This window comes from Bradyrhizobium yuanmingense, from assembly GCF_025200905.1.
Classification (GTDB): Bacteria; Pseudomonadota; Alphaproteobacteria; order Rhizobiales; family Xanthobacteraceae; genus Bradyrhizobium; species Bradyrhizobium yuanmingense.
The window spans coordinates 1-25,800 of sequence record NZ_CP104173.1 but is presented as its reverse complement, the minus strand read 5'-3'; the positions used below and the strand labels follow the sequence as shown (position 1 = coordinate 25,800).

General features: G+C 64.3%; 22 protein-coding genes and 1 tRNA gene. 10 read left to right on the top strand and 13 right to left on the bottom strand.

Features of this window, described 5'->3' with window-relative positions:
* Nucleotides 1-32: 32 nt before the first annotated feature.
* Nucleotides 33-461, top strand: a complete 429-nt coding sequence (locus N2605_RS00115; RefSeq protein WP_260345494.1) for a DUF6641 family protein — start codon at nt 33-35, stop codon at nt 459-461.
* 503 nt (nt 462-964) lie between these two features.
* On the opposite strand, the gene N2605_RS00110 is transcribed toward N2605_RS00115, so the two are convergent.
* Nucleotides 965-1,204 carry a helix-turn-helix domain-containing protein gene (locus N2605_RS00110; RefSeq protein ID WP_260345492.1) on the bottom strand — a complete coding sequence of 80 codons (240 nt, stop codon included), beginning with the start codon at nt 1,202-1,204 and terminating at the stop codon, nt 965-967.
* A gap of 99 nt (nt 1,205-1,303) precedes the next feature.
* On the opposite strand from N2605_RS00110, the gene N2605_RS00105 reads away from it, so the two are divergent.
* The gene (locus N2605_RS00105) at nt 1,304-1,762 is read left to right on the top strand and encodes a hypothetical protein (protein ID WP_260345491.1); all 459 of its coding nucleotides are present in this window, start codon (nt 1,304-1,306) and stop codon (nt 1,760-1,762) included.
* A 134-nt stretch (nt 1,763-1,896) separates the two neighbouring features.
* Here the strand turns inward: N2605_RS00105 and N2605_RS00100 are convergent.
* A tRNA-Ser gene (locus N2605_RS00100) sits at nt 1,897-1,986 on the bottom strand.
* Between the two features lie 194 nt (nt 1,987-2,180).
* Here N2605_RS00100 and N2605_RS00095 point away from each other — a divergent pair.
* The gene (locus N2605_RS00095; RefSeq protein ID WP_036016053.1) at nt 2,181-2,522 is read left to right on the top strand and encodes a hypothetical protein; all 342 of its coding nucleotides are present in this window, start codon (nt 2,181-2,183) and stop codon (nt 2,520-2,522) included.
* A gap of 237 nt (nt 2,523-2,759) precedes the next feature.
* Here N2605_RS00095 and N2605_RS00090 read toward each other — a convergent pair whose 3' ends face one another.
* The 3 genes from N2605_RS00090 to N2605_RS00080 form a co-directional block, all read right to left on the bottom strand.
* Entirely contained in the window at nt 2,760-4,223 is a 1,464-nt protein-coding gene (locus N2605_RS00090) for a trehalose-6-phosphate synthase (RefSeq protein WP_036016051.1), read from the bottom strand.
* A gap of 242 nt (nt 4,224-4,465) precedes the next feature.
* Complete coding sequence (otsB, locus tag N2605_RS00085) at nt 4,466-5,287, bottom strand: trehalose-phosphatase (protein WP_036016048.1); 822 nt, start codon at nt 5,285-5,287, stop codon at nt 4,466-4,468.
* A 4-nt stretch (nt 5,288-5,291) separates the two neighbouring features.
* A complete protein-coding gene (locus N2605_RS00080; protein WP_260345490.1) occupies nt 5,292-6,779 on the bottom strand; it encodes an MFS transporter in 1,488 nt (495 codons plus the stop codon).
* Between the two features lie 182 nt (nt 6,780-6,961).
* On the opposite strand from N2605_RS00080, the gene N2605_RS00075 reads away from it, so the two are divergent.
* Entirely contained in the window at nt 6,962-7,342 is a 381-nt protein-coding gene (locus N2605_RS00075; protein WP_128265462.1) for a DUF3175 domain-containing protein, read from the top strand.
* A gap of 83 nt (nt 7,343-7,425) precedes the next feature.
* Here N2605_RS00075 and N2605_RS00070 read toward each other — a convergent pair whose 3' ends face one another.
* Nucleotides 7,426-9,474, bottom strand: coding sequence for a methyl-accepting chemotaxis protein (locus N2605_RS00070; protein ID WP_260345489.1), 2,049 nt, complete (start codon nt 9,472-9,474; stop codon nt 7,426-7,428).
* 158 nt (nt 9,475-9,632) lie between these two features.
* Complete coding sequence (locus tag N2605_RS00065; RefSeq protein ID WP_260345488.1) at nt 9,633-11,672, bottom strand: methyl-accepting chemotaxis protein; 2,040 nt, start codon at nt 11,670-11,672, stop codon at nt 9,633-9,635.
* 205 nt (nt 11,673-11,877) lie between these two features.
* Here N2605_RS00065 and N2605_RS00060 point away from each other — a divergent pair, with 205 nt between their 5' ends.
* Together N2605_RS00060 and N2605_RS00055 are read left to right on the top strand one after the other, a co-directional pair.
* A complete protein-coding gene (locus N2605_RS00060) occupies nt 11,878-13,044 on the top strand; it encodes an FIST N-terminal domain-containing protein (RefSeq protein ID WP_260345487.1) in 1,167 nt (388 codons plus the stop codon).
* Nucleotides 13,045-13,049: 5 nt separating this feature from the next.
* Nucleotides 13,050-14,405 (top strand): hybrid sensor histidine kinase/response regulator, encoded by a 1,356-nt coding sequence (locus N2605_RS00055; protein WP_260347541.1) that lies wholly within the window; start codon nt 13,050-13,052, stop codon nt 14,403-14,405.
* A 102-nt stretch (nt 14,406-14,507) separates the two neighbouring features.
* Here N2605_RS00055 and N2605_RS00050 read toward each other — a convergent pair whose 3' ends face one another.
* On the bottom strand, nt 14,508-15,023 hold the full coding sequence (locus N2605_RS00050; RefSeq protein ID WP_260345486.1) for a MarR family winged helix-turn-helix transcriptional regulator: 516 nt from the start codon (nt 15,021-15,023) through the stop codon (nt 14,508-14,510).
* Between the two features lie 148 nt (nt 15,024-15,171).
* On the opposite strand from N2605_RS00050, the gene N2605_RS00045 reads away from it, so the two are divergent.
* Nucleotides 15,172-15,849, top strand: coding sequence for a VOC family protein (locus N2605_RS00045; protein WP_260345485.1), 678 nt, complete (start codon nt 15,172-15,174; stop codon nt 15,847-15,849).
* 36 nt (nt 15,850-15,885) lie between these two features.
* Here N2605_RS00045 and N2605_RS00040 read toward each other — a convergent pair whose 3' ends face one another.
* The 5 genes from N2605_RS00040 to N2605_RS00020 form a co-directional block, all read right to left on the bottom strand.
* Complete coding sequence (locus tag N2605_RS00040; protein WP_050996263.1) at nt 15,886-16,587, bottom strand: response regulator; 702 nt, start codon at nt 16,585-16,587, stop codon at nt 15,886-15,888.
* Nucleotides 16,588-16,702: 115 nt separating this feature from the next.
* Complete coding sequence (locus N2605_RS00035; RefSeq protein WP_036016149.1) at nt 16,703-17,395, bottom strand: response regulator; 693 nt, start codon at nt 17,393-17,395, stop codon at nt 16,703-16,705.
* Nucleotides 17,396-17,548: 153 nt separating this feature from the next.
* Nucleotides 17,549-18,745, bottom strand: a complete 1,197-nt coding sequence (locus N2605_RS00030) for a c-type cytochrome (RefSeq protein ID WP_260345484.1) — start codon at nt 18,743-18,745, stop codon at nt 17,549-17,551.
* 143 nt (nt 18,746-18,888) lie between these two features.
* On the bottom strand, nt 18,889-20,604 hold the full coding sequence (locus N2605_RS00025; RefSeq protein ID WP_260345483.1) for a PQQ-dependent methanol/ethanol family dehydrogenase: 1,716 nt from the start codon (nt 20,602-20,604) through the stop codon (nt 18,889-18,891).
* Between the two features lie 249 nt (nt 20,605-20,853).
* Nucleotides 20,854-21,303: an SRPBCC family protein gene (locus tag N2605_RS00020; RefSeq protein WP_036031382.1), complete on the bottom strand. Its 450-nt coding sequence runs from the start codon at nt 21,301-21,303 to the stop codon at nt 20,854-20,856.
* Nucleotides 21,304-21,865: 562 nt separating this feature from the next.
* On the opposite strand from N2605_RS00020, the gene N2605_RS00015 reads away from it, so the two are divergent.
* The 3 genes from N2605_RS00015 (at nt 21,866) to N2605_RS00005 (ending at nt 25,592) form a co-directional block, all read left to right on the top strand.
* Nucleotides 21,866-22,351, top strand: a complete 486-nt coding sequence (locus tag N2605_RS00015; RefSeq protein WP_036016131.1) for a (2Fe-2S)-binding protein — start codon at nt 21,866-21,868, stop codon at nt 22,349-22,351.
* A gap of 84 nt (nt 22,352-22,435) precedes the next feature.
* Entirely contained in the window at nt 22,436-24,778 is a 2,343-nt protein-coding gene (locus N2605_RS00010) for a xanthine dehydrogenase family protein molybdopterin-binding subunit (RefSeq protein ID WP_036016129.1), read from the top strand.
* Nucleotides 24,779-24,791: 13 nt separating this feature from the next.
* Nucleotides 24,792-25,592 carry an FAD binding domain-containing protein gene (locus N2605_RS00005; protein WP_036031377.1) on the top strand — a complete coding sequence of 267 codons (801 nt, stop codon included), beginning with the start codon at nt 24,792-24,794 and terminating at the stop codon, nt 25,590-25,592.
* Nucleotides 25,593-25,800: the final 208 nt, after the last annotated feature.

Genomic DNA, 25,800 nt, shown 5'->3' with positions numbered 1-25,800 from the left:
CGGGCGGGTTTATCCAACAATGGAGAACCCGCATGCCGATCCTCAAGTCTCTATCGTTCACCGCTCTGCCCAAGGCTGCCAACGAACCGGTCCAGATGCGCCGGACCAAATTCATCGCCAAGCTGGAGGAGCAGAAGCTCCTCTTGTCCGATCCGAACTACATCCGAACCGTCCAGCGCTGGACCAAGGTCAATGGCGAGCGTCAGGCCACCACTAAGCAACAGGCAGTTCGGCCCTGGTGGAAGACCGACGCGAGCGGACAGGTGATCATGTCGGTCAAGTTCGGTTCGAAGCCGATTGAGTTTGAGAAGGGCGAGGCCGGCATCGTCGTCGGCGCCAAGGACAAGCTGCCGGCCGTCATCGATGCCCTGATCGGAGCCGTCCGGGCTGGGGAGCTGGATGATCACTTTAGCCAGGCGGCCAAGACCGGTGCCATTGGTAAGTCCCGCAAGGCTGCCTGACCATGCAGGCGGGCTGGTTAGCAGTAGCGCTCCCCGGCCCGTCTCGCCTTTGTTGCACCGGATATTCGCCCGCCCGGCCACGCCGGAGCTCTCCACTCTGGACGGACTTTCCACCGGACACACATTGCTCCCGCGGCGGTTCGATCTCCCAAGCTCAGGAGCGCACACGTCCAGCCACCTGCGGCATTGAAATAAGCCGGAAATGCTGGACGCGACTTGCTGCCGCAAATGAGCTCCTGCACGTCTTGTCATATACCGGTCGCCGCCTCGGCTGAAGTTGCTCGTCCGCGCCCAACACCCGGATAGCTTGCGACGCGACGAACCCGTCCGACCGATTTTGGCAACGATCCGCTTGGACGTGCAACTCAAATTCAGCCTTGAGGGCTTCGACAGCCTGGATGTCATCCCCAGCTCGGAGGAAGGGCCAGGGTAAGCCGGGACGGGGCGGGATTGGTCCGATCTCAACCCAAGGCCTGGTGAGCTGGAAGGGGGCCGGAAAGTGCTCAGCGGGCTTTCCGGCGGACACCGGGACCGGGCGGCTTCCGAAAGAACTCGGCCGGGTCCACGTCCAGGATCTTGGCCAGCTTCTCGACGATCTCCAGGCCCACGTAGGTCACGGCCCTCTCGACCCGGCTCAGGTAAGCCCGGTCCACCCCAGCATCGTTAGCCAGCCGCTCCTGGGACAGCTTCCGGTCATGCCGGATGCGCCTGAGGTTGGTGGCGAAAACTTGGCGAAGGTCCATGTACGGACCAGACCAACCTGTGGTTTATTCGCCCACGGCTTTAAAGCCTCAAAAGTACTACTGCTGGCCAATCCGCATTCGAGGACGAGGGGGTTTTCAATGAAGAAGATCAGTGCGACGATAACCCTGCTTCTGCTGCTGGGCATTCCGCTCGCGATTGCCAATATCCAAACTCTGTACGCTTGGTTTCCGGCGCTAAAGCCCGCGCTCGCAAATGCTATCGATGTAGCTACCGGCTACGTTCCGCCAACGGGGCCTTCACTTAGGGTTTCGCATGAGTGCAGGTACTTGGACCGAAAGGCGACGCAGTGTTGGAGTCACTTGAAAATCATATCCATGAACGAACAGCCAATTACTATCGAGCAGGTTGTCGTCAATGGCAGGCCAGGGTGCGTGTTGGACAACGGCCTCGTAATGCTGATGGCAGCGCAATTCATCAATGTAACTGAGAAGACGATCAAAACCGGTGACGCCTATGGCGTCGGGCTGAACTGTGAGCCGGTGACTCTAAAAATTGTGACCGATAAAGGCACGTGGACCGGAGGGGCCGCAGGTTGATGACTGAGCTTTGGGTCGTGCCCGGCCCGCTTACCAAGGGGAATCAAGCCAAAAATTATGTGGGGCACAATGTGGGGCCGAGCCACCCTTAATTTGAAAAAATCAAATATCATCAAAAAGATGTCTGGTATTCGTGGCGGAGAGAGTGGGATTCGAACCCACGGTACGGTTTCCCGCACACACGCTTTCCAAGCGTGCGCCTTAAGCCACTCGGCCATCTCTCCGGAGCGCCCTCTCTTGAACGGGCGCCGACGATTTTGCAAGGGATCGCGGAGATATCGGGCGATTTTTCCGCAACTTACTGTATTTGCAGCAGAATATCCGGCTCCGCGGGCACCCGAAGCGGCCGCGAGGCTGAACCGCGGGCGGCCCTGGCGCGACGATTCACGGCAAGCCGCCACACACGACCGGGGACGCCATGACCATCCGCAAGACCATCGCCGCCCTAAGCCTGATTTCGACCCTCGGCTCCGCCCTTGCCGCGCCGGCCCTGGCCCAGGTCTGCACCCGGCAGGGGGTCGACGTCAGCTGCGACGACGGACGGCGCGGGGTGCTTTCAGGCGATGCCATCCTCTGGCCGGACGGCACGCGCTCCAGCTCGGCGCCGCATCAGAGCGTGATCATCGGCAACAAGAGCTCGGTGCATGTCGGGCCCGGCGTGTTCGTCGGCCAGGGCAAGGGCGTGGTGCCGCTGGATAATCCGAACGCGCCGAACAAGCGGCAATGCGCGATCCTGGACGGCGTGTCGTATTGCTATTGAGGGGCGCTCTTGCCTTCTCCCCTTGCGGGAGAAGGTGGCGCGAAGCGCCGGATGAGGGGTTGCATCCACGAATCTTGCTGCGAGACGTTCACGCGTGGAGAGACACCCCTCACCCGTCTCGCCGCTGTCGCCATAGCCGATGCAAAGCATCGGCGTTCTTAAGAACGGCGGCCAGAGGCCCCCTATGCCACCCTCTCCCACAACAAGGGGAGAGGGTGAGATCGAGCCAAGCTGAGATTAGATCAACCGCACGCCTGAGATCGCGGACTTCAACCAGCGCAGCGCCTGCGGCGGCTGGGCCGCGAGCGGCGCCACGGCGGCCTTCTCGGTGCGGCACTTCTCGAGCTCGGCGACGAAATCGGCGGACCATTGCTGGATGGTGTGGCCGCGCAGCTTCTTCATCATCGCATCCCAGCGCATCTTGCGCTCGGTGAGCGGCATGGATGCCGCGACCGCGACCGCGCGGGCCATGCCGTCGATATCGTGCGGATTGACCAGCAGCGCAGCGTCGAGCTCGTTGGCGGCGCCGGCGAACTTCGACAGCACCAGCACGCCTGGATCGGCGGGATTTTGCGCGGCGACGTATTCCTTGGCGACGAGGTTCATGCCGTCGTGCAGCGGCGTCACCACGCCGACCTGCGCGGTGCGGTAGAGACCGGCGAGCACGGCCTGGCTGAAGCCTTTGTTCAAATAGCGGATCGGCGTCCAGTCGACCTCGCCGTGGCGGCCGTTGACGTCGGTGACGAGGCGCGCGACCTCGTTCTGGAGATTGCCATAGGCCTCGATGCCGCCGCGCGAGGGATTGGCGATCTGGAGCAGCGAGATGCTGCGCGCAAACTGCGGCTGCTCGGTCCAGAGCCGGTCGAATGCGCTGATGCGGTTGACGAGACCCTTGGAATAGTCGAGCCGGTCGACGCCGATCGCGAGGCGCTCGCCGTTGAGGCTGCGGCGCAGGCGCGACACATCCGGATGCGCGGCCGACTTCGCGGCATAGGCGGCGAACTTCTCCGCATCGATGCCGATCGGGAAAACTTCACAGCGCGTGCGCCCATGCTGCGAGACCACGACCCCGTCCTCGATGGTGAGGCCGAGCTCGGCGCCGACATAGCCGAGGAAGTTCTGCCGATCTTCCTCGGTCTGGAAGCCGAGCAGATCATAGGCCAGCATCGCGGTGATCAGCTCGCGATGGTTGGGTACGCCCTGCATCACAGCAGTGACGGGCCACGGCGTATGCAGGAAGAAGCCGATGGGATCATCGACGCCGAGCTCGCGCAGCTCGGCACCAAGCGCGAGGAAGTGATAGTCCTGAACCCAGAACGCAGTCCGGGCTTTGCGGAAACGCATCAAGGCGCGCGCCATGAAGGCGTTGACCTCGCGATAGCTGACATAGTCCTCGCGCGAGACGCGGATCAGGTCGCTGCGCGAATGCAGCGCCGGCCACAGCGCCGAATTGGCAAAGCCTTCGTAGTATCCGCCGTAATGGGCCGCCGGCAGATCCAACGTCGCAATCGCGCCTGTCCCGAGCGCCTCGATCTCGGCGAACGGCTCCTTCTGGTGGCCATCACGCACCCGGCCGGAGGAACCGACCCAGATCGCACCAGAATGTTCCACAACGGGAAGCAATGCCGCCGCAAGGCCGCCCGTCATGGGCTCGTTGGGTTTGCCGCGGGCGACGCGATTTGAAACGACGATCAAGTTCACAGGTCGTCCCCTCCTGTTCATTCCGCCCCATTTAACTGCCGTTCATCAATATGGTTCCTGATCATCGTTTCAACCAATTGAAACCAAAATCGGGCGTGCGCGTTGGAACTGGTTTCGCTCGTGGAACCCAGTCATTTCGCTGCAAAGACAGCGTTTCCGGTCCTGTTGCGCAGCATGCATTGCAGCGCGCAATGGCGCTGCGATGGAAGCCTTTGTGTCTGCGAGATGACGCTGCCTTGGTTTCACCTGGGATCGAGCAGATGTGCAAGGAAGGCACGCACATCCGCCGGCGCATCGAAGTGGCCATTCACGCCCATGGCGCGGCGGCCGACCGAGAACGCCAGCCCGTCCATGTCGGGCATGATCGCGAACACGGTCTCATCGGTGACGTCGTCACCGATGAACAGCGGACGACGTCCTTTGAACGGCGCGCGCTTCATCAACTCGCGCACGCCGCTCGCCTTGGTGAATCCGGAATGCTTGATCTCGCAGACGAACTTGCCCGGCAGCACCTCGATCGGCGCATTGGGCAGATCGGCGCGGATCAGTGAGACGGATTCGTAGATCGCCTTCTCCGCATGCGGCGCCAGGCGGTAATGCAGCGCGAGCGAATAGCCCTTGTCCTCGAGCAGGATTCCAGGGCTGAGCTTGGCGATGGCGGCGAGGCGCCGCTTCAGCTCCTTGTCGAGCGGCGGCGCGTGCAGGGCATCCGCTTCACTGTCCACCGCCAGCCGCATCTCCGCGCCATGACCGGCGACGGCGCGGAACACGTCGGGCGCGAAGATCAGGTCGATGTCGTTGAGCGAGCGGCCGCTGACTAGCGCCAGCGCCCCCGAGGTGCGCTCGGTCAAAGCTTTCAGCGTTTCCGACAGGCCCGGCGGCACCCACACCTCGCGCGGCGTCGGCATCAGCTCAAGCAGCGTGCCATCGATGTCGAGCAGAATGGCGATTTCATCGAGATGCGGCACCAACGCATGCGGCACCGGCACCGTTTCCGGCGTCTCGTCGTCATCAGGTATGGTGAGCTTCTGGTCCAACGCCATTTCCGCAAGTTCCGATTTCATCAGTCTACTCCATAAAGGCGAGCGGCCGCGCGATGTGTTCGAGCGATTTGCGCTCGGCGGCGACGGCATAGCGCCACGCCACGATCGCAGCCGCGATCATCAGGACGGCCCCCAGCAGATAGCCGGCGAATACGCTGGTGCGCGATCCCGTGTCGATCAGCGCGCCGAACAACGCCGGCCCGATCACGCCGCCGATGCCGGTGCCGACCGCATAGAACACCGCGATCGCCAGCGCGCGAACCTCGAGGGGAAAGGTCTCGCTGACGGTGAGATAGGCCGCGCTCGCGGCGGGCGAGGCGAAGAAGAAGATCACCATCCAGGCGATGGTCTGCCCCTGCGCGCTCAGGACACCGATCGAGAACAGATAGCCTGATAGCGCCAGCAACAGGCCCGATGCGCCATAGGTGAACGTGATCATGGTGCGGCGTCCCAGCGTATCGAACAGGCGGCCGAGCAGCAGCGGCCCGAGGAAATTGCCGGCCGCGAACGGCAGCAAGTACCAGCCGACGTGGTCGGCCTTGATGCCGTAGAAATCGGTCAGCACCAGCGCGAAGGTGAAGAAGATGGCGTTGTAGAAGAATGCCTGCGCGCTCATCAGAACGAGGCCGACCAATGCGCGCCGGCCATAGACCGAAAACAAGGTGTGGACCACCTCGGCGATCGGCGTGTGATCGCGCATCTTCAGGCGGATCTTGGTGAAGCGTCCGTCGCTCGTATCCTGGTCGTGCCCGATCACCGACCGCTCGATCCCGTCGACGATGGCATGGGCCTCGTCGGGACGACCATGAATCATCAGCCAGCGCGGACTTTCCGGGATCCACATCCGCATCAAGAGCACGACGAGGCCGAGGGCGGCGCCGATCAGATAGGCCAGGCGCCAGCCGAGATCGGGAGCGAATACTGCGGGATCGAGCAGCACGATGGCCGCCACTGCGCCCATCGCAGCCCCGATCCAGAAGCTGCCGTTGATCACGAGATCGGTCCAGCCGCGATAGCGTGCGGGCACCAACTCCTGGATCGTCGAGTTGATCGCTGTGTACTCGCCGCCGATGCCGGCGCCGGTGAGAAAGCGGAACAGCGCATAGCTCGCGACATCCCATGACAGCGCGGTTGCGGCCGTTGCCGAGAGGTAGAGCGCCAGCGTGATGAAGAACAGCTTCTTGCGGCCGATACGGTCGGTCAGCCAGCCGAAGCCGAGCGCACCGAGCACGGCGCCCGCGAGATAGGCGGAGTTGGCGATGCCGAGATCGAGATTGGAGAACTGCATCGATGGGCTTTGCTTCAGCGCACCGGAGAGCGCACCCGCAAGCGTCACCTCGAGGCCGTCGAGAATCCAGGTGATGCCCAGCGCGAGCACGACGCGGGTGTGAAAACCGCTCCACGGCAGCGCATCGAGCCGCGAGGGAATGCTGGTCTCGACGATGCGGTCGGTCACGGCCGCCGCCGAGACTACGGGTGCATAGTTCAGCGCTGGGCTCTGCTGCAGTTCCATCGGATTGTTGCGTCTGATCAATGGAAGCGGCCCCGGCTCACATGACGTGGACGGGGTCGATCCGATCATCGGGGTGCGGCATTCTGCCTGCCACCTGTGACAACGTTTGCGAGGGGGCCGGGTTCCCGCGGGAACGCCAGCGAGCACCGCTCGTTTCCGCTGGACCCGCAAGGAGTTGGCGCATGGCTCAGGTCAGAAAGACGACACATTCTCGAAACAGCAGCCCGCGCAAGACGGCACGCAAGGCAAACACCCGTCGGAGCGGGACCGCGCACAAGAGCACCAAACGCGCCACAAGGCGCTGGTCGCAGCGCGTGACGGAGGAGAGCGATGCGCTCGACCTCAAGCAAGGGGTGTTCAAGCTGACCAGCGCGAAGAGGATTGCGGCCTCGCTGAAGCGCTCGGCCGAGCACAGCTCGCGACGCAAGACCGGCGCCTATCGGTCGGCGCTGTCGATGCTGACCTTCTACATCAACCGCGCCGGCAAGACGCTGCCCAAGACGCAGCGCACGCGACTGGAGCGCGCGAAGGTCGAGCTGAAGCGGGCGTTCGGAAGGGAATGAACTCACTCCGCTGTCGTTCCGGACAGCGGAGTGTAAGGCGATAGCGCGGCCCTTCGGGACCGCGAGCTACAGGAGCAGCGAACCTACGCCGCGCGGATATTCTCCATGAAGCGGTCGAGCTCGGCGCGAAGGCGGGTGCTTTCGCTCGATAGTGTCTTGGCCGAGTTCAGCACCTCTTCGGAGGCCGAGCCGGTCTCGGCGGCGCCGCGGTTGACCTCGCCGATATCGGTGGCCGCGGTCTGGGTGCCCTGCGCCACGGTCTGGACGCTGCGGGCGATCTCCTGGGTGGCGGCGCCCTGCTGCTCCACCGCGCTCGCGATCGAGGTCGAGATCGACGAGATCTGGCCGATCGTCGCGCCGATCTCCTTGATCGCGGCAACCGATTCGGCGGTGGCGCCCTGCATGCCCGTGATGTGCGAGGAGATCTCGTCGGTCGCCTTCGCGGTCTGGCTTGCCAGCGATTTCACCTCGCTCGCAACCACCGCGAAGCCGCGGCCGGCTTCACCCGCGCGGGCGGCCTCGATGGTGGCGTTCAGCGCCAGCAGATTGGTCTGCTCGGCGATCGCGGTGATCAGCTTGACCACCTCGCCGATCTGCTGTGCCGCGTGCGACAGCTTGCCGATGCGGCCGTCGGTCTCCTTGGCCTGCATCACGGCAGCCTCTGCGATGCGGCTGGAATCGCGCACCTGGCGGCCGATCTCCTCGACCGAGGCCGAGAGCTCTTCGGTCGCGGTCGCGACCGACTGCATGTTGGAGGAGGCCTGCTCGGAGACGCCGGCGACCTGGCTCGACAGGCTCTGCGTGGTCTCGGCGGTGCGGGTCAGCGTCGAGGCGGCCGATTCCAGCTGCACGGCGGAGGCCGAGACGTTGGAGACGATGGCGCCGACCGCGCTCTCGAAATCGTCGGCAAAGCGGATCAGTTCGGCGCGGCGGCTTGCGGCCTGCTCGCGGTTCTGCACTTCGCTGGCGGCGGCATCGCGCTCGGCCTTTGCAACGGCCTGGATCTTGAACTCCTCGACCGCGCTGGCCATCTCGCCGATCTCGTCCTTGCGCCCCAGGCCCGGCAGCACGACGTCGAAATTGCCCGAGGCCAGCTCGCGCATCGCCTTGCACATCGCGATCATCGGCCGCGAAATGCCGTTGCCGAGCCACAAGGCCAGCACGACGCCGATGGCCAGCCCGCCGAGCGCCATCATCAGCATCAGCTGCTGGGTCTCTACGATCGTCGCATTGGCGCTCGCCTCGATGCGTTGCTGGTCCGCGGTAAGATCCGAACGCAGCTCGGCCGAGAGCTTGAGGATGGTCGCCGCTGTCTTGGTCATCTCGCCGTTCAGCTTGACGATGACCTTCACGTTCTCGGTCAGCTTTGCGAACGAGGTGCGGTACTGCTTCAAGAGATCGCCGATCTCCTTGACGCGATCGGTGATCTTCTGGTCGTTCGCGTAGACAGAGACCAGCAGCGTCTCGAGGAACTTGATGCGGGCGATCACGCCGTCGGCGGTCTTCGGCTCCGGCTTGGCGACGAAAGCGCTGACCGAGGTCGAGACTGCCAGATATTGCGAGGTGATGTCCTTGGCCGTGGTCTGCACCGAGGAGAGACCCGCCAGCGCCGCGGTGTCGGCGAGATCGTCGAATTTGAAGCGGATCTTGTTGCCGACACTGTTGAGCTCGTCGGCCGCGATCTTGTTGTTCTCGCGCGTCAGCGTGATGATCTCGCTGAAGACTTTCGTAAAGCTCTGGAACTCGGCCTCGAGCTTGCCGACCTGCTCGCGGCGAGCCGCGCCCGTGGTGGCGGCCATCGATTTGGCGATCGCGCTCTTCAGATTTCCTTCAGCGGCCTTGGCCGCGGTCTCGTCATCAGCCGCGCCGGTCAGGGTATAGGCCCGTGCCAGCCCCTGATAGGCGATCAGCTCGCGATCGACCGTCCGCGCCAGATCGGCTTCCGCTACGCTGGTGCGGTAGGAGGCCACAGCGCCTGCGATCCGCTCGAAGCCGAAATAGGCGAACGCCATGCTGACGGCGAGGATGGCGAGCACCGCCACGAAGCCGAGGATGATTTTTGCGCGAAAACGCAGCGTTGGCAGCTTCGATTGGCGCGACTTCGATTGGCTCGATTTGGACGTGACCGACATTCCCCCACCCCATTCCATTCGCGGAAAACCAGGCGCAGCCGGGAAGCAGCCCGCTTCCGACTCGTGTGCACGGTAACCGGCAAAGGATAAGCTGCGGTAAACTTGTGGCGCCGCAACTGGCGGTTAGGTGACGTAGGGATTTGTTAAGGTGCGCTTTACTACGCCGCGCGGATATTCTCCATGAAGCGGTCGAGCTCGGCGCGAAGGCGGGTGCTTTCGCTCGATAGTGTCTTGGCCGAGTTCAGCACCTCTTCGGAGGCCGAGCCGGTCTCGGCGGCGCCGCGGTTGACCTCGCCGATATCGGTGGCCGCGGTCTGGGTGCCCTGCGCCACGGTCTGGACGCTGCGGGCGATCTCCTGGGTGGCGGCGCCCTGCTGCTCCACCGCGCTCGCGATCGAGGTCGAGATCGACGAGATCTGGCCGATCGTCGCGCCGATCTCCTTGATCGCGGCAACCGATTCGGCGGTGGCGCCCTGCATGCCCGTGATGTGCGAGGAGATCTCGTCGGTCGCCTTCGCGGTCTGGCTTGCCAGCGATTTCACCTCGCTCGCAACCACCGCGAAGCCGCGGCCGGCTTCACCCGCGCGGGCGGCCTCGATGGTGGCGTTCAGCGCCAGCAGATTGGTCTGCTCGGCGATCGCGGTGATCAGCTTGACCACCTCGCCGATCTGCTGTGCCGCGTGCGACAGCTTGCCGATGCGGCCGTCGGTCTCCTTGGCCTGCATCACGGCAGCCTCTGCGATGCGGCTGGAATCGCGCACCTGGCGGCCGATCTCCTCGACCGAGGCCGAGAGCTCTTCGGTCGCGGTCGCGACCGACTGCATGTTGGAGGAGGCCTGCTCGGAGACGCCGGCGACCTGGCTCGACAGGCTCTGCGTGGTCTCGGCGGTGCGGGTCAGCGTCGAGGCGGCCGATTCCAGCTGCACGGCCGAGGCCGAGACGTTGGAGACGATGGCGCCGACCGCGCTCTCGAAATCGTCGGCAAAGCGGATCAGTTCGGCGCGGCGGCTTGCGGCCTGCTCGCGGTTCTGCACTTCGCTGGCGGCGGCATCGCGCTCGGCCTTTGCAACGGCCTGGATCTTGAACTCCTCGACCGCGCCGGCCATCTCGCCGATCTCGTCCTTGCGCCCCAGGCCCGGCAACACGACATCGAAATTGCCCGAGGCCAGCTCGCGCATCGCCTTGCACATCGCAATCATCGGCCGCGAGATGCCGGTGCCGAGCAGGAAGGCGAGGACCGCGCCTAACAGCGTGCCGCCGACGGCCAGCATCAGCACCAGCTGCTCGGTCTGCCCGATGGTCGCCGCCGACTCCGAATCCAGCCGCTGCTGCTCGGCGACGAGGTCCGCCTTCATGGCGGTGGCGCCTTGCTGGATCGCGCCGGCCGAGCCGCTCATCTCCGTGACGAGGCCATCGACCAGCTTGGCGTTGGCGATCAACTTCTCCAGCGCCTCGCGATAGGCGCCGAGGATGGACTTGGCCTCCTTGAGGCCAGCGACAATCTTGTCGTCCATGGAATAGACCGCGCCCAGCGAGTTCTCGACGAATTTCAGCCGCGCCAAGGCGCTGTTCGCGATCGCCTGATCGGACGTCAGCACGAACTGGGTGGCTGCAGCGCTTGCGGTCTGGAATTGGGCGTTGACCTGCTTGGTGCCAAACTCGATCGCCTGCGCTTCGGCGTCGGAGGCGTTGTTGCCGATGTCGTCGAGCTTGTACTTCAGGAGATTGGCTTGGCGCTGGAGCTGGTTCTGCACCAGCAGCGCGCTGTCTCGCTTGGCCTGGAGCACCTTGGCGAAGGTGGCGGAGAAGTTGGAGAACTCCTTGGCGAGCTTGCCGAGGCTTTCCTGCCGCGGCGGCTGCTTGGCGCTCTTGACGGCCTGGTCGATGGCATTCTTCAGGCTGGCCTCGGCATCGAGCGCCGCCTTGGCGTCGTCTTCCTTGCCGGTGACGACGAAATATCTGACGGCCGAACGATAGGCGAGCAGCTCGCGATCGATGTTGCGCGCGAGATCGGCCTCCGACACGCTGCTGCGGTAGGATCCGACCCCGGCGGCGACCCGCTCGAAGCCGAAATAGGAAAACGCCATGCTGCCGGCGGAGATCACCAGCACGGCGGCGAAGCCGAGTATGATCTTTGCGCGGAACTTGGGAGTCGGAAATAGTGCACGCTTCGACGGCGACGCGGTACGCCCGGACATTCCCAACCCCCAGCTCATGTGATTCTGCGGCCCGGAAGCAGCCCTTTCCGAACGTTGCGGAAAATTAGGGCAGAATCCTCAAGGGGTGGTAAATCCGACCGGGCTTGCGGGGAGCGGCTGCCGTGTTGCGGCTCACCGGAAAACGCCCTACTCTCGATAATTATCAGGCACTTGGCATCAGACCGAGCCTTAAGGGAGAAACGGAGTGGGGCAAACCGATTTTCGGTTTGGCGGTGCGTCTGGCGTTGCCGTGGCCAAGTCGAAGGCCGCGAGCGTCGATGACGCCGTGGCCGAGCTGGCGGCCCAGCTCCCGTCCGACGGGCTGGCGCTGATCCTGGTGTTCGTCTCCCCCAGCTACGACCCCGATCGCTTCATCGCGGAGATCAGCCGCCAATTCGACGACACACAAGTCTGCGGCTGTACCACCGCGGGCGAGCTTGCTCCTGACGGCTGGGACGAGAACAGCGTCGTGGCGCTGGCGTTCAGCCGCGCGGACTTTTCCGCGGTGGTGCGGCCGATCTTCAATCTCGACAGCTTCCGCGTCGAGGACGGCCGCAGGATCGGCGGCGAGCTCCGGCACGAGCTGTTGCGGGCCACGCCGCAGGTCGAGCGCGGCAGTCCCTTCGGCCTAGTCCTGATCGACGGCCTGTGCCGCCGCGAAGAAGCGGTGATGTCCGCGATCTATGCATCGCTGGACGACATTCCGGTCGTCGGCGGGTCGGCAGGCGACGGGCTGCGCTTCGAGAAGACATTCGTGTTCTTCGACGGCGAGGCACACAGCAATGCCGCCCTCTTGATCCTGCTGAACACCTCGTTGCCGTTCCGCGTCTTCAAGTGCGACAATTTCGAGCCGCAGGCGCAGAAGATGGTGGTGACCGAGGCCGACATCGAAAACCGCATGGTCCGGGAGCTGAACGCAGAGCCTGCCGCGCAAGAATATTCGCGCGTGGTCGGCATCATGGATGCCAAGCTCGATCCGTTCTCCTTCGCCTCGCATCCGGTCCTGGTGCGCGTCGGCGGCGCCTATTACGCGCGCTCGATCCAGCGCGTCGAGCCGGACGGCTCCTTGCATTTCTTCTGCGCCATCGACGAGGGCATGGTGCTGACCGCCGCGACCTCGCGAAGCCTGGTCGGCGCGGCCCGCGAGACGTTCGCCGACATCCGCGACCAGATCGGAGACGTCTCGCTCTATATCGGCTTCGAATGCCTGCTCCGCCGGCTCGATGCCGAGCAGCATCAGCTCGCCCGCGACATGTCAGAACTGTACCGGCAGAACCGTGTGGTCGGCTTTCACACTTACGGCGAGCAGTTCGGCTCCATGCATGTGAACCAGACCTTCACGGGAGTTGCGATCGGAAGGCGCCCGTCGTGACGGACATGTGGCAGGGCCCCGATGCGGTCGACCAGCTCAGGCGCGAGGCCGCCAAGCTGAGGAAGATCAATGCCGCGCTGATGTCGCGCGTCGAGCGCTCGATGGACCAGCAGCTCAACGCCTTTTCATTGTTCGAAACCGCCATCGCGCTCGACCACAAGGTTCGCGACCGGACGCACCAATTGCGCGAGGCGCTGCATTCGGTCGAGCGTGCCAATGAGGGACTCTACCGCGCCAAGCAGCAGGCAGAGGCGGCAAGCTCGCTGAAATCCTCCGTGCTGATCTCGGTCACCCACGATCTGTTGCAGCCGCTCAACGCGGCGCGCCTGACCCTGTCCGCACTGACGGAGATGATGGAGTCGCAGGATGCGGGCGTGCTGATCGACCAGGCGAGCCGCTCGCTGGTGATGCTGGAGGACCTGCTGCGCTCGCTGCTGGAGATCGCCAAGCTCGATTCCGGCGCGCTCAAGCCCGACGTGCGCGCGATCGCGCTGGCCCCCCTGTTCGAGCAGCTCCGCAACGAGTTCGAGCCGATCGCCGCGCGGCAAGGCCTGTCCTTGCGCATCCGCCCCTCTCAGCTCGCGGTGATGTCGGATGCGATGATGCTGCGGCGGATCCTGCAGAACCTGCTCGCCAATGCCATTCGCTATACCCGCAGCGGCGGCGTCGTGATCGGATGCCGGCCGCGCAGCGGGCAGATCTGCGTCCAGGTCTCCGACACCGGACCCGGGATCGCGCAGGCGCAGCAGGAGGCGATCTTCCGCGAATTCCAGCGCGGCGATGCCAACGCGGCCGACCAAGCCGGCTTCGGGCTCGGCCTCTCCATCGTCCGCCGCTTCGCCAGCGAGCTCGGGCACGAGGTGCGGCTGTCGTCACAGCTCGGCAAGGGATCGACCTTCACCCTGGAGCTGGAGCCGGCCGACCTCGCCGAGGTCGCCGACGAGGTGCAGGAGGTCGCGCCCGCCGCGCGGCACTACGATTACAGCGGGCTCGAAGGCGCCAAGATCCTGCTGATCGAGAACGATCCGAACGGCTCGGAGGCGATGGCCGCGCTGCTGGAGGGATGGGGCTGCGACGTCGCGACCACGCGATCGGGTGCGGACGCGCTCGTGCGCCTCAGCGAGCTCGGCGGCGCGCCCGATGTCGTGATCGCCGACCTCCATCTCGACCACGGCGAAAGCGGCCTGTCGGCCATCACCGACGTGCGGGAGCATTTGAAGCTCGACACGCCCGCCATGATCATCACCGCCGACTATTCCGAACAGGCGGCGAAGCAGGCGAGCCTGCAGGGCCTCGAAGTGCTGAAGAAGCCGATCAGGCCGGCCGAGATGCGGGCGCTGCTGTCGTTCCTGCTGAGCTGAAGCGCGGATGATCTTCGCCTCGTCTTCCTTGCGGCGGGGTTATCGGACGTAGCCAAGACAAAAATGTCGAAAACAACCCCATGCAAAGTAGACAGGGGCCTGTCACTCCTCCTCCATCGCCTTGATTAGATTGTCGCGGAGCTTGACGACGCTTTTCTGCAGCAGCGCGAACTCATCGGGCTTTAGTCCGCTCGACTTCACGAGATTCATGTGCATGCCTTTCTCGCGGAGGCGTCGGCCGGCGTCGGTGAGACTGACGCGCACCTGCCGCTCGTCGGCGGGATCGCGCTGGCGGCGCAAATAGCCCGCCGCCTCGAGCTTTTTGAGGATCGGCGTCAGGGTGTTGGATTCCAGGAACATCTTGTCGCCGAGTTCGCTGACGGTTTGGTCGTCCTGCTCCCACAGCGCCACGATCGCGATCCACTGGGGGTAGGTTAGGCCGAGCTCATCGAGGCCCGGCTTGTAGGCTCGTCCGTAGGCGAGGTTGGCCGAATAGATCGCGAAGCACAGGAAATCGTCGAGGCGCCGGTCGCCCTCGGCCGGTTTCGGCTGATTGGTCGTTGAATCATCTCTGGAATCGTCTCTGAATTCGGCTCTGGGACCGTTCTGCAGGCTCATGGGGGTGCCCTTTCCAACACGGACATGTGAAACTCCGCGTGCATATATATCGTGTCCGATTAAATCGGAAGGTTGACATTGAGGCTCCAAGGTACTTTATATCGCGCACACGATTATATCGTAAACGCTATAATTCAGGAGAGAAGCAATGCTTGCCCCCGATGCAAATGAAACCACCCAAGCGCCAACGATCGACATGAAGCTCGAAGTCGTCGTCATCCCTGTTTCGGACGTCGATCGCGCCAAGAAGTTCTATGCGAACCTCGGATGGCGGCTCGATGCCGATTTCGCCGGGCCTGACGACTACCGCGTCATCCAGTTCACACCTCCCGGCTCCCCCTCCTCGGTCATTTTCGGCAAGAACGTGACCGCGGCGGCGCCCGGCTCCGCCCAGGGTCTGTACCTGATCGTCTCCGACATTGAAGGCGCGCGAGACGATCTGCGCGGTCGCGGCGTCGAGGTCAGCGAAGTCTTCCACGCTGAAGGCGACGACCACACCGGACCCGACGAGCCTTATCTGTTCGGGCGCCGTCGGATTGCTGGTCTGGATCCCGCACGCGCCAGCTATCGCTCGTACGTCTCGTTCAACGATCCCGATGGCAACGGCTGGCTGTTCCAGGAGATCACCACGCGATTGCCGGGACGCGTAGAGGCAGCAGGAACAACATTCACCTCCTCGTCCGAGCTCGCGAGCGCGCTCCGACGTGCGGCTAAGGCACACGGTGAGCACGAGAAGCGGAACGGCGGTCAGTACGATGCGAACTGGCCGGACTGGTACGCCGACTACATCGCTCGCGTGCAAGCCGGCCAGCCGCTACCGGCTTGAACCGCGGCTCGCCTCGTTCCGACGAATGACACCGGATTATCCTGAGGGCGGATCGGCCTGCGAACGCTCCCCCTTCAGGCCGGCGCCTTCGCCGGCCAGGGTCGCGAAATCGATCCGGGACATTTCGACGATGGCCTTGGTGCGGCTGAGCACGTTGAGCTTGCGCAGGATGTCGGAGACGTGGACCTTCACCGTGGTCTCGGAGATGTTCAGCTCGAAGGCGATCTGCTTGTTCTGCAGGCCGCGCTTGAGCATTTCGAGCACGCGCAATTGCTGCGGCGTCAGCTCGTGCAGGCGTTTCAGCAGATCCTGCGCCGGGCCGGCGGCGCGTTGCGGGCGGACGAGCCCGCGATAGGCGGCTGGGACACAGACCGCACCGCGCAGCACCTCGCCGATCGACTGCGCCAGCTCCTGCTTGGAGGACGATTTGAGGATGTAGCCGGAGACGCCGAGCGACAAGGCGCCGGCTATGATCTGCGGATCCTGATGCCCTGATACGATGACGACGGGAATCCTGGGAAAGGCCTTGCGGATGCGGATGATGCCGGAAAGGCCCGTGGTGCCCGGCATCGACAGATCGAGCAGGATGAGGTCGAGCTCGGCAGCCGCCGCGGCCTGCTCGAGCGCACCGTCGATCGACGTCGCCTGAAGGATCTCGGCCGCCGGCGCCGCCATCTGGAGCGCGCCTTCCAAGGCTTCTCGAAACAACGGATGGTCTTCGACGATCAGAAATCGCATCACGCGTGAGCCATTCCCGGTTGATTGGCCAGATGATCGACGGGTTCGACGCCGAAACGAGAATGTCGCAGCCGGACCAGACCGGCTTGATCCAGGTCAAGCGGGACATCGCGCGTCATTGCGGCCGCCCGCGGTCGGCCCGCGCATAAGGCCGGGCCTTGGGATCCGGCAGGTCCACCTTGCCGATCTCGATGATCGCCTTGTTGCGGCTGAACAGGCCGAGTTTGCGCAGAATTTCGGTAATATGCGCCTTCACCGTGGATTCGGCGAGCTGAAGCTCCTGGCCGATCTGCCGGTTCGGATAGCCGCGCCGCAGCAGATCGAGCACGCGAAGCTGCTGCGGCGTGAGCTCGCGCAGCTTGACCTCGAGCGCCTTGCTGGCCTCGGCCCGGCGCCGCTGCGACGTTGCCACGAAATCCTTCGGCACCGACACCGATCCGTTCAGCACGCCCTCGATCGACTGCGCCAGCTCGCGCTTCGACAGCGACTTCGGCAGAAAACCCGCGGCCCCGAGCTCCAGCGCCTCGCGAACGACGCGCTGGTCCTCCTCGCTCGACACGATGGCGACGGGCAGGCGCGGATGGGCCTCGCGCAAGCGCAGAAAGCCGGAGAAGCCGGTCGCATCGGGCAGCAGGAGGTCGAGCAGCGCGAGGTCGATGCCCTCGCCCTGCTCGGCCGTCAGGATGTGAAGGGCGTCCTCGATCGACATCGCTTCGACAATCCGCGCCTCCGGCAAGGCCAGCCGCACCGCATTACCGAGGGCCTCGCGAAACAGCGGATGATCGTCGATGATCAGGAAGCTGGTCATGGCGCCTTCACAGGACTGCACCGCCGAATGCTGCACCGTACGGGCATCCGCCGCCGCAGCGGAAGAGGCGGAACTATCCGGCATCAATCCGGCACCGGGATGGCGCCGGATGAACGCTACCACATCCTCCCGATCGGGTTCGGTCAAGACCGTTCAATCGTTCGATTCGACCTGGACCGTCAGCAGGAAGGAATAGATGCTGTTGACCTGGTCCTCGGTATAGACCTCCTTCCAGGCCGGCATGCCCTTGTTCGGCCGTCCCTCCTGCACGGTGGTCAAATATTTCTCGCGCATCTCGTCGCCGTAGCGGTGACGCAGCAGCCGCAGATCGATCTTGCGCTCGCTCTGGATCGCATCGGGACCGTGGCAGTGGGCGCAGGTTCCGTTGAAGATCTCCTTGCCCGCGCCGACGGCCTCAAGGCCCGGCGCGACCGCATCGCCCTTGGTCTCGGTCGCCACGACATTGGCGACCTGGGCGACGCCGGCTCCACTTCCCGTACCCGTCGTCACCGGCGCTGGCGTCGGCGCTGCGCCGAAGCGAACCGGCGCGCCGCCCGGCAAACCGTATTTCACGGCGAGCTCGCCGATCTTGCCCTGAAGCTGCGGCAACACGGCATTGACGCGGTCGCGCAACTCGGTCGAGGCCTTGGCAAAGCCGATGGCGGCGTCCCATGACAGGCCCTCGCCCTCGGTGAGCTCGATCTGGTAGCGGCCGCCGTAGCTGGTCTTGTTCAGCCAGCCGGCGACCGGGCCCCAGATGAAGGCGACGTCGGCCCGGCCCTGGTCGAGCGCCTGCATGCCCTCCTCAGGCGACAGCACCGTCACTTTCTGGATGTCGTCGCGGCTCGCGAGCAGGTTTTGCGGCGTGCTGGCGAACTGCACGGCGACGCGCTTGCCCTTGAGGCCCTCGATGCCGCCGATCGCCGCGCCCTTCGCAGATTCCTTGGTGGCGACGAGGGCATAGCCCTCTTTGGCGATGGCGTCGGAGAAGATCACGGCCGGGCCCATGAAATCTGCGGACCTGGGCAGCCCGATCATGGCGTCGCATTGCTTGCCGAGCAGCGTGACCCGCACGGTGCGCTTGCCGAAATAGGATTTGTACCAGTCATAGGCGATCGGCCGGCCGAGCGCCTGCGCCAGGGCCTGCCCGATCTCGACATAGAAGCCCGGCTTCGACGAACTGTCGCTGGAGAATGGAAGGTTGGTCGGATCGGCGCAGAGACGGAACGGTTGCGCCTCGTTGGCCTGCAGCGGCGAGGCCGGAACGATCAGCGCCGCGGCGGCACATGCGAGCAGGCCTGCGATGGCGCGATGTCGGCTCGCACCGGTGGCGGAATGATTCGGACGCATCCTCGTCTCCCTTGGTGTTGGCTTTGTTGCGCCGGAGCTCGTTGAGCCGGGCGCAGCGGCACCAGGCATCGGCCGATGCCGCAGCTAAAATCCGGAGAAAGCGCGCGCGTATCCCGTCACCTCGAGGATACGCGCGCGAGTTGTCACTGGACGGAGAACACGAAGAGCGAGCCGCCCTCGGGGGCTGCGGCCGTCATCTTCTTTCCTACCTCGCCCAGGAACGCAGGCAGCGCAGCGGTGCGGCCGACGACGATGGCGACATATTGCTTGCCGTCGACCTGATAGGTCACCGGACCCGCGCCGATGCCGGAGCCGAGATTCTTGCTCCACAGCACCTTGCCGGACTTCGCATCGATGGCACGGAAGTCGCCATGGATGTTGCCGGCAAACACGAGGCCGCCGCCGGTGGTCAGCGTGCCGCCGTTGAAGGGCAGGTCTTCCTTGATCGACCAGACCTTCTTCTGCGCGACCGGATCCCAGGCGACGAGCTCGCCGAGGAAGCCGCCGGGGCCTTCCTTGGTCGGGAATTCGGCGCCGAGATAGAACACGCCGCGCTTGTAGGTGACGTCGCTGACCGACCAGTCCATGCAGACGTTGTTGGACGGGATGTAGACGAGGCCGGTCTGCGGGTTGAACGACATCGGCTGCCAGTTCTTGCCGCCGATCAGGTTCGGGCAGATGTCCTTGGCGGGATGGCCTGGCCCGGGACGCTTGTCGGGATCCTCGACCGCGCGCATCGTGGCGACGTCCCACTTCTTGGCCCAGTTGGAGAACACGTATTTCTCCGCCGACAGCACCTTGCCGGTCTCACGGTTGGCGACGAAGAAGAAGCCGTTGCGATCGGCCTTCATCAGAGTCGGAACGGTGCTGCCGCCGATCTTGAGATCCGCGAGCACGGCTTCGTTGACGCCGTCATAGTCCCAGGCGTCGGCCGGCGTGGTCTGGATGTGCCACTTGATCTTGCCGGTGTTGGGATCGAGCGCGAGCGTCGAAGCCGTGTAGAGGTTGGTCAGCTTGCCGAAATTGCCGTCGCCGGTCGAACGCACCGCCGTGTTCCACGGGGCGGGATTGCTGGTGCCCCAATAGACCGTGTCGGTCTTTGGATCGTAGGAGCCGACCAGCCAGGCCGCGCCGCCGCCATGCTGGGCGGAGTCGCCCTTCCAGGAATCGCCGCCGGGCTCGTCGGGCGAAGGAACGGTGTAGGTCTGCCACACCTGCTTGCCGGTGTTGATGTCGAAGGCCAGCAGCGCGCCGCGCACGCCGTATTCGCCGCCGCCGAAACCGCTGATGACCTTGTCGCGCACGACGAGCGGCGGCGAGGTGATGACCGAGCCCTGCTTGTAGTCGACCACCTTCGCCGTCCACAGCGACTTGCCGGTCGCGGCATCGAGCGCGGTCAGCTTGCCGTCGAGGCGGCCGACGAAGATCTTGCCGTCGGCGTAGGAGACGCCGCGGCTGTTCACGTCGCAGCAGGCGTATTGCAGCACGTCCTCGGGAATATCGGGCTCCCAGGTCCATTTGCGCTGCCCCGTCGCCGCATCGAGCGCATAGACGTATTTCGGACCCCACGAGCTCGAAACGTACAGCGTGTTGCCGATGACGATCGGCGAGGATTCGTTCGAACGCAACGACGCCAGCGAGAAGGAGTAAGCGAGCGTCAGCTTCCCGGCGTTCTCGGTGTTGATCTGCTTGAGCGGGCTGAAGCGCGTGTTGCCGTAATCGTGGCCGGCAACGGCCCATTGATTCGAATCGGATTGCGCGTTGAGCACCGAGTCGTTGGCGCGAACGCCCGGTGTAACGGCGGCGAGCATCGCAATCATGGAGATGCCGGCCAAGAAGCCCTTCGTTCCAAAGGTCATGTATTCCCTCCGCGATGTTGTTGTGCACGCCTCGTTGGGCGCCTGAGCGCACTGCGCTCGTGATGCGCAGTTCGCCTGCGAGCCATCGTTCGAAATTACAGCATCGCCGTTTCGCGCTTAGTATAGGCGGAAGGTAGTAGTGCAAATCATCGGCGGCTTTCGCCGCTCATCTTGTTGTCGCGCCTTGCGTCCTGCCCTTGTTTTGCAGCTTGAAATGCGCGTTCGAATGAAGGCGGCATCGCGCATCAATCACGATGATGGCGCTACCACGCCGGCGAGATTTTCGAAGAAGCTCGCGGCGAGTTTTCGCGACGTCGAGTCGATCAATCGCGAGCCGAGCTGTGCGAGCTTGCCGCCGATCTGCGCATCGGCCTCGTAGTGCAGGATGGTGACATCAGGGGCTTCTTCTTCCAGCCTGACCTTCGCGCCGCCCTTGGCAAAGCCGGCGACGCCGCCGGCGCCCTCGCCGACGATGCGATAGCCGTTGGGCGCATCGATATCGGTCAGCCTCACCTTGCCGCTGAACGCCGCCTTCACCGGACCGACCTTCAGCACCACGGTCGCCGTCATCTCGGTCGGCGACGCCATCTCGAGCGATTGGCAGCCGGGAATGCAGCGCCTGAGAATTTCGGGATCGTTGAGCGCAGCCCACACCGTGTCCTTCGACGCCGGGATCCGCTGACTGTCGTTCATCTGCATCGCTTCCACCCTTGTTGCCGTTGCCTGTACGGCTCGACTAGGGGCACGGGCGGCTGCGTTCAATCGCCAGGAAGTACTAGGCGCGCATGGCCCGGCGATTGGCCCGCCGGCCTCGCCCCGGGGCATGATTTCGCTGCATTGCCGTAAGCAAAATCAATGGCTTAAGTCGTCTCGTCCTACTACCAAGATCGCGATTACAAAGGCGGGGGCGCATGCTCCTATTCGCGCAACGAGCACGGCATTAAAGGGAGGAACGACGCACGACCGGGCCTAGGTCCAAGGCAAGCGGCGAGATGACCACGGCACGCGCGACCGGCTCACGCGCCTATTGCGGCGGCAGCCGAGCACGCCATTGCAGATGCTAGCTGCGACTTTCCGTGTGTCTCCCACAATGTCGCAGCACGTGATGGCGGCGGCACGAGACGTTGTGGCCGAATCGCAGATCGGCGACCGTCATCACGATGACCCTTCCATGACCGCGGTCAGCAAAAACCCAGTTGCAAAGTTTCGTTTGCGCTGTCTCTAATTAGAACCAATCAAAATAACTTTGGGAGGACTTCAAGTGTCTACAGTCAAACTGACGGTCAACGGCAAGGCCGTTGCTGTCGATGTCGAGGACCGCACGCTGCTGGTCCAGCTCCTGCGCGATCACCTCAACCTGACCGGGACCCATGTCGGCTGCGACACCAGCCAGTGCGGCGCCTGCGTCGTGCACATGGACGGCCGCGCGGTGAAATCCTGCACCATGCTGGCGGGGCAGGCCGACGGCGCCAGCGTCACCACGATCGAGGGCATCGCCAAGGGCGACGAACTGCACCCGATGCAGGCCGCCTTCCGCGACAATCATGGCCTGCAGTGCGGCTATTGCACGCCGGGCATGATCATGTCGGCGATCGACATCGTGCACCGCCATGGTGGACAGCTCGACGAGGCGACCGTCCGCACCGAGCTCGAAGGCAATATCTGTCGCTGCACCGGCTATCACAACATCGTCAAGGCGGTGCTGGACGCCGCCGGCCGCATGAAGGTCTCGCAGGCGGCCGAGTAAGCGGCGCGCCTCGAAACAAGAACAACCGTCGCAGCCGTCGATGGACGGCGCGATCAAGGAAATTTCCGGTCGGGAGGACCAGACATGGGTGTTGAAGGCATCGGCGCACGCGTCGTGCGCAAGGAAGACAAGCGTTTCATTACCGGCAAGGGCCGTTACGTCGACGACATCAAATTGACGGGTATGACCCATGCCTATTTCATCCGCAGCCCGCACGCGCACGCCAAGGTCAAGAAGATCGACTCGTCCGCGGCGCTGAAGATGCCGGGCGTGGTCGCGGTGCTCACCGGACAGGAGCTGGTCGACGACAAGGTCGGCAACCTGATCTGCGGATGGGCCATCACCTCCAAGGACGGCAGCCCGATGAAGATGGGCGCATGGCCGGCGATGGCGCCGGAGACGGTGCGCTTCGTCGGACAGGCAATTGCCGTCGTGATCGCCGACAGCAAGAATCTCGCGCGCGACGCGGCGGAAGCCGTCGTGGTCGACTACGAGGAGCTCCCCGCGGTCGCCGACATGCACGCCGCCATCAAGCCCGGCGCGCCGCAGCTTCATCCTGAGGCGCCCGGCAACCAGGTCTATGATTGGGTGATCGGCGACGAGGGCGCGGTGAATGCCGCCTTCTCGAAAGCCGCCAATGTGGTGAAGCTCGACGTCACCAACAACCGCCTCGCGCCGAATGCGATGGAGCCGCGCGCGGCGATCGCCGATTACGACACCGCGGAGGAGCACTTCACCCTCTATACGACGTCGCAGAACCCGCACGTCGCCCGTCTCGTGCTCTCGGCGTTCTACAACATCGCCCCCGAGCACAAGCTGCGCGTGATCGCGCCCGACGTCGGCGGCGGCTTCGGCTCCAAGATCTTCATCTATCCCGAGGAGATGGTGGCGCTGTGGGCCTCGAAGAAAGTCGGCCGTCCCGTCAAGTGGACCGGCGACCGCACCGAAGCCTTCCTCACCGACGCGCATGGCCGCGATCACATCACCCATGCCGAGATGGCCTTCGACGCCAACAACAAGATCATCGGCCTCAAGGTGAAGACCTACGCCAATTTCGGCGCCTACATGTCGCTGTTCTCGTCCTCGGTGCCGACCTATCTCTACGCGACGCTGCTGTCGGGCCAGTACAACATCCCGGCGATCCATGCCGAGGTGATCGGGGTCTACACCAACACCACGCCGGTCGACGCCTATCGCGGCGCGGGCCGGCCGGAGGCGAGCTATCTGATCGAGCGGTTGATGGAAACGGCGGCGCGGCAGCTGAACGTCGATCCGGCCCAGTTGCGGCGGACCAACTTCATCACCCAGTTCCCGCACCAGACGCCTGTGATCATGGCCTACGACACCGGCGACTTCAACGCTTCCCTCGATGCGGCGATGAAAGCGATCGATTATGCCGGCTTCCCTGCCCGCAAGGCCAAGGCGAAGGCCGACGGCAAGCTGCGCGGCATCGGCGTGTCCTGCTACATCGAGGCCTGCGGCATCGCGCCGTCGAAGGCGGTCGGCAGCCTGGGCGCCGGCGTCGGCTTGTGGGAATCGGCCGAGGTGCGCGTCAACCCGGTTGGCACCATCGAGATCCTCACCGGCTCGCACAGCCACGGCCAGGGTCACGAGACCACCTTCTGCCAGCTCGTCGCTGAGCGCCTGGGCGTTCCGATCAGCCAGGTCTCGATCGTCCATGGCGATACCGACAAGGTGCAGTTCGGCATGGGTACCTACGGCTCGCGCTCGGCGGCCGTCGGCCTCACCGCGATCCTGAAGGCGATGGAGAAGATGGAATCCAAGGCCAAGAAGATCGCCGCGCATGCGCTGGAGGCATCGGAGGCCGACATCGTCATCGAGAACGGCGAGTTCAAGGTGACAGGCACCGACAAGGCGATCGCCCTGCCGATGGTCGCGCTCGCGGCCTATACGGCGCACAATCTGCCTGACGGGATGGAGCCGGGTTTGAAGGAGAGCGCCTTCTACGACCCGACCAACTTCACCTTCCCGGCCGGCGCCTATATCTGCGAGCTCGAGGTCGATCCCGGCACCGGCAAGACTTCCTTCGTCAATTTCGTCGCGGCCGACGATTTCGGTCGGCTGATCAACCCGATGATCGTCGAGGGCCAGGTCCATGGCGGCCTTGTACAGGGGATCGGGCAGGCGTTGCTCGAGCATGCGATCTATGATGCGAACGGCCAGCCGGTCACGGCCTCGTTCATGGATTACGCCATGCCGCGCGCCGACGACGTGCCGTCGTTCAACCTGTCCCACACCACGACGCTCTGCCCGGGCAATCCCTTGGGCATCAAGGGTTGCGGTGAGGCCGGCGCGATCGGCGCATCGGCGGCCGTGATCAACGCGATCACGGATGCGATCGGCAAGAACAACCTGGAAATGCCCGCAACCCCTGACAGGGTGTGGCGCACGATCCACGCGGCTTAAGGGAGGACCGAAGATGTACCAGACCACCTATCATCGCGCCTCCTCGGTCGACGAGGCCGCCAGCCTGTTCGCCAAAGGCAGCGAGTCGAAGTTCCTCGCCGGCGGCCAGACGCTGCTGCCGGTGATGAAGCAGCGCCTCGCAGGTCCCTCCGACGTCATCGACCTCGGCAGGATCAAGGAGCTGCAGGGCGTCGAGCTGTCGGGCGACACTCTGACCATCAAGGCCGCGACGACCTATTACGACATCATGACGAATGCCGATGTGAAGCAGGCGATCCCCGCGATCGCCTATCTCACCTCGGTGCTCGGCGACCCCGCCGTGCGTTATCGCGGCACGATCGGCGGCTCGATCGCCAACAACGATCCGGCTGCGGATTTCCCGGCGGCGCTGCTCGCGCTCGGCGCCACCGTGAAGACCAACAAGCGGTCGATTGCGGCGGATGATTTCTTCCAGGGCCTGTTCACGACGGCGCTCGAAGACGGCGAGATCATCACCGCCGTGTCATTCCCGGTGCCGGCAAAGGCGGGCTACGAGAAGATGCGGCATCCGGCCTCGCGCTTCGCGCTGACCGGCGTGTTCGTGGCGCAAGCCAAGTCGGGCGAGGTTCGGGTCGCCGCCACCGGCGCCTCGCAAACCGGCGTGATGCGGGTGGGCGCGATCGAGGCGGCGCTGAAGGCGAACTGGTCGCCATCGGCGATCGACAGCGTCAGCATCTCGGCGAACGGATTGCTGGCCGACATCCACGGCACGGCGGAATATCGCGCCAATCTGATCAAGGTGATGGCACAACGCGCGGTCGCTGCTGCGCGCTGACAGTTCGACTTAGCGTCTCCACGCAAATTTTCCGCGGCGCGCACTTCGGTGCGCGCCGTTTTATTTTGGCCGTGCGGCATGAAAACCGCTTGCCTCGCTGGCGTGAAGGCGAGAAAAGTTAATCGGCCGATTAACTCGCTCAACAGAAGAAACGTCAGAGGCGATTGCCGATCGCCGGCATCCGTCCGCGACCCGAGGAAACAACAAC

Excerpts from the sequence above, each read along its gene's own strand:
- N2605_RS00115 (WP_260345494.1), top strand. The coding sequence starts at position 33 with ATGCCGATCCTCAAGTCTCTATCGTTCACCGCTCTGCCCAAGGCTGCC.
- N2605_RS00110 (WP_260345492.1), bottom strand. The coding sequence starts at position 1,204 with ATGGACCTTCGCCAAGTTTTCGCCACCAACCTCAGGCGCATCCGGCAT.
- N2605_RS00105 (WP_260345491.1), top strand. The coding sequence starts at position 1,304 with ATGAAGAAGATCAGTGCGACGATAACCCTGCTTCTGCTGCTGGGCATT.
- N2605_RS00095 (WP_036016053.1), top strand. The coding sequence starts at position 2,181 with ATGACCATCCGCAAGACCATCGCCGCCCTAAGCCTGATTTCGACCCTC.
- otsB (WP_036016048.1), bottom strand. The coding sequence starts at position 5,287 with ATGAAATCGGAACTTGCGGAAATGGCGTTGGACCAGAAGCTCACCATA.
- N2605_RS00080 (WP_260345490.1), bottom strand. The coding sequence starts at position 6,779 with ATGGAACTGCAGCAGAGCCCAGCGCTGAACTATGCACCCGTAGTCTCG.
- N2605_RS00075 (WP_128265462.1), top strand. The coding sequence starts at position 6,962 with ATGGCTCAGGTCAGAAAGACGACACATTCTCGAAACAGCAGCCCGCGC.
- N2605_RS00070 (WP_260345489.1), bottom strand. The coding sequence starts at position 9,474 with ATGTCGGTCACGTCCAAATCGAGCCAATCGAAGTCGCGCCAATCGAAG.
- N2605_RS00065 (WP_260345488.1), bottom strand. The coding sequence starts at position 11,672 with ATGTCCGGGCGTACCGCGTCGCCGTCGAAGCGTGCACTATTTCCGACT.
- N2605_RS00055 (WP_260347541.1), top strand. The coding sequence starts at position 13,050 with ATGTGGCAGGGCCCCGATGCGGTCGACCAGCTCAGGCGCGAGGCCGCC.
- N2605_RS00050 (WP_260345486.1), bottom strand. The coding sequence starts at position 15,023 with ATGAGCCTGCAGAACGGTCCCAGAGCCGAATTCAGAGACGATTCCAGA.
- N2605_RS00045 (WP_260345485.1), top strand. The coding sequence starts at position 15,172 with ATGCTTGCCCCCGATGCAAATGAAACCACCCAAGCGCCAACGATCGAC.
- N2605_RS00040 (WP_050996263.1), bottom strand. The coding sequence starts at position 16,587 with ATGCGATTTCTGATCGTCGAAGACCATCCGTTGTTTCGAGAAGCCTTG.
- N2605_RS00035 (WP_036016149.1), bottom strand. The coding sequence starts at position 17,395 with ATGACCAGCTTCCTGATCATCGACGATCATCCGCTGTTTCGCGAGGCC.
- N2605_RS00030 (WP_260345484.1), bottom strand. The coding sequence starts at position 18,745 with ATGCGTCCGAATCATTCCGCCACCGGTGCGAGCCGACATCGCGCCATC.
- N2605_RS00025 (WP_260345483.1), bottom strand. The coding sequence starts at position 20,604 with ATGACCTTTGGAACGAAGGGCTTCTTGGCCGGCATCTCCATGATTGCG.
- N2605_RS00020 (WP_036031382.1), bottom strand. The coding sequence starts at position 21,303 with ATGCAGATGAACGACAGTCAGCGGATCCCGGCGTCGAAGGACACGGTG.
- N2605_RS00010 (WP_036016129.1), top strand. The coding sequence starts at position 22,436 with ATGGGTGTTGAAGGCATCGGCGCACGCGTCGTGCGCAAGGAAGACAAG.
- N2605_RS00005 (WP_036031377.1), top strand. The coding sequence starts at position 24,792 with ATGTACCAGACCACCTATCATCGCGCCTCCTCGGTCGACGAGGCCGCC.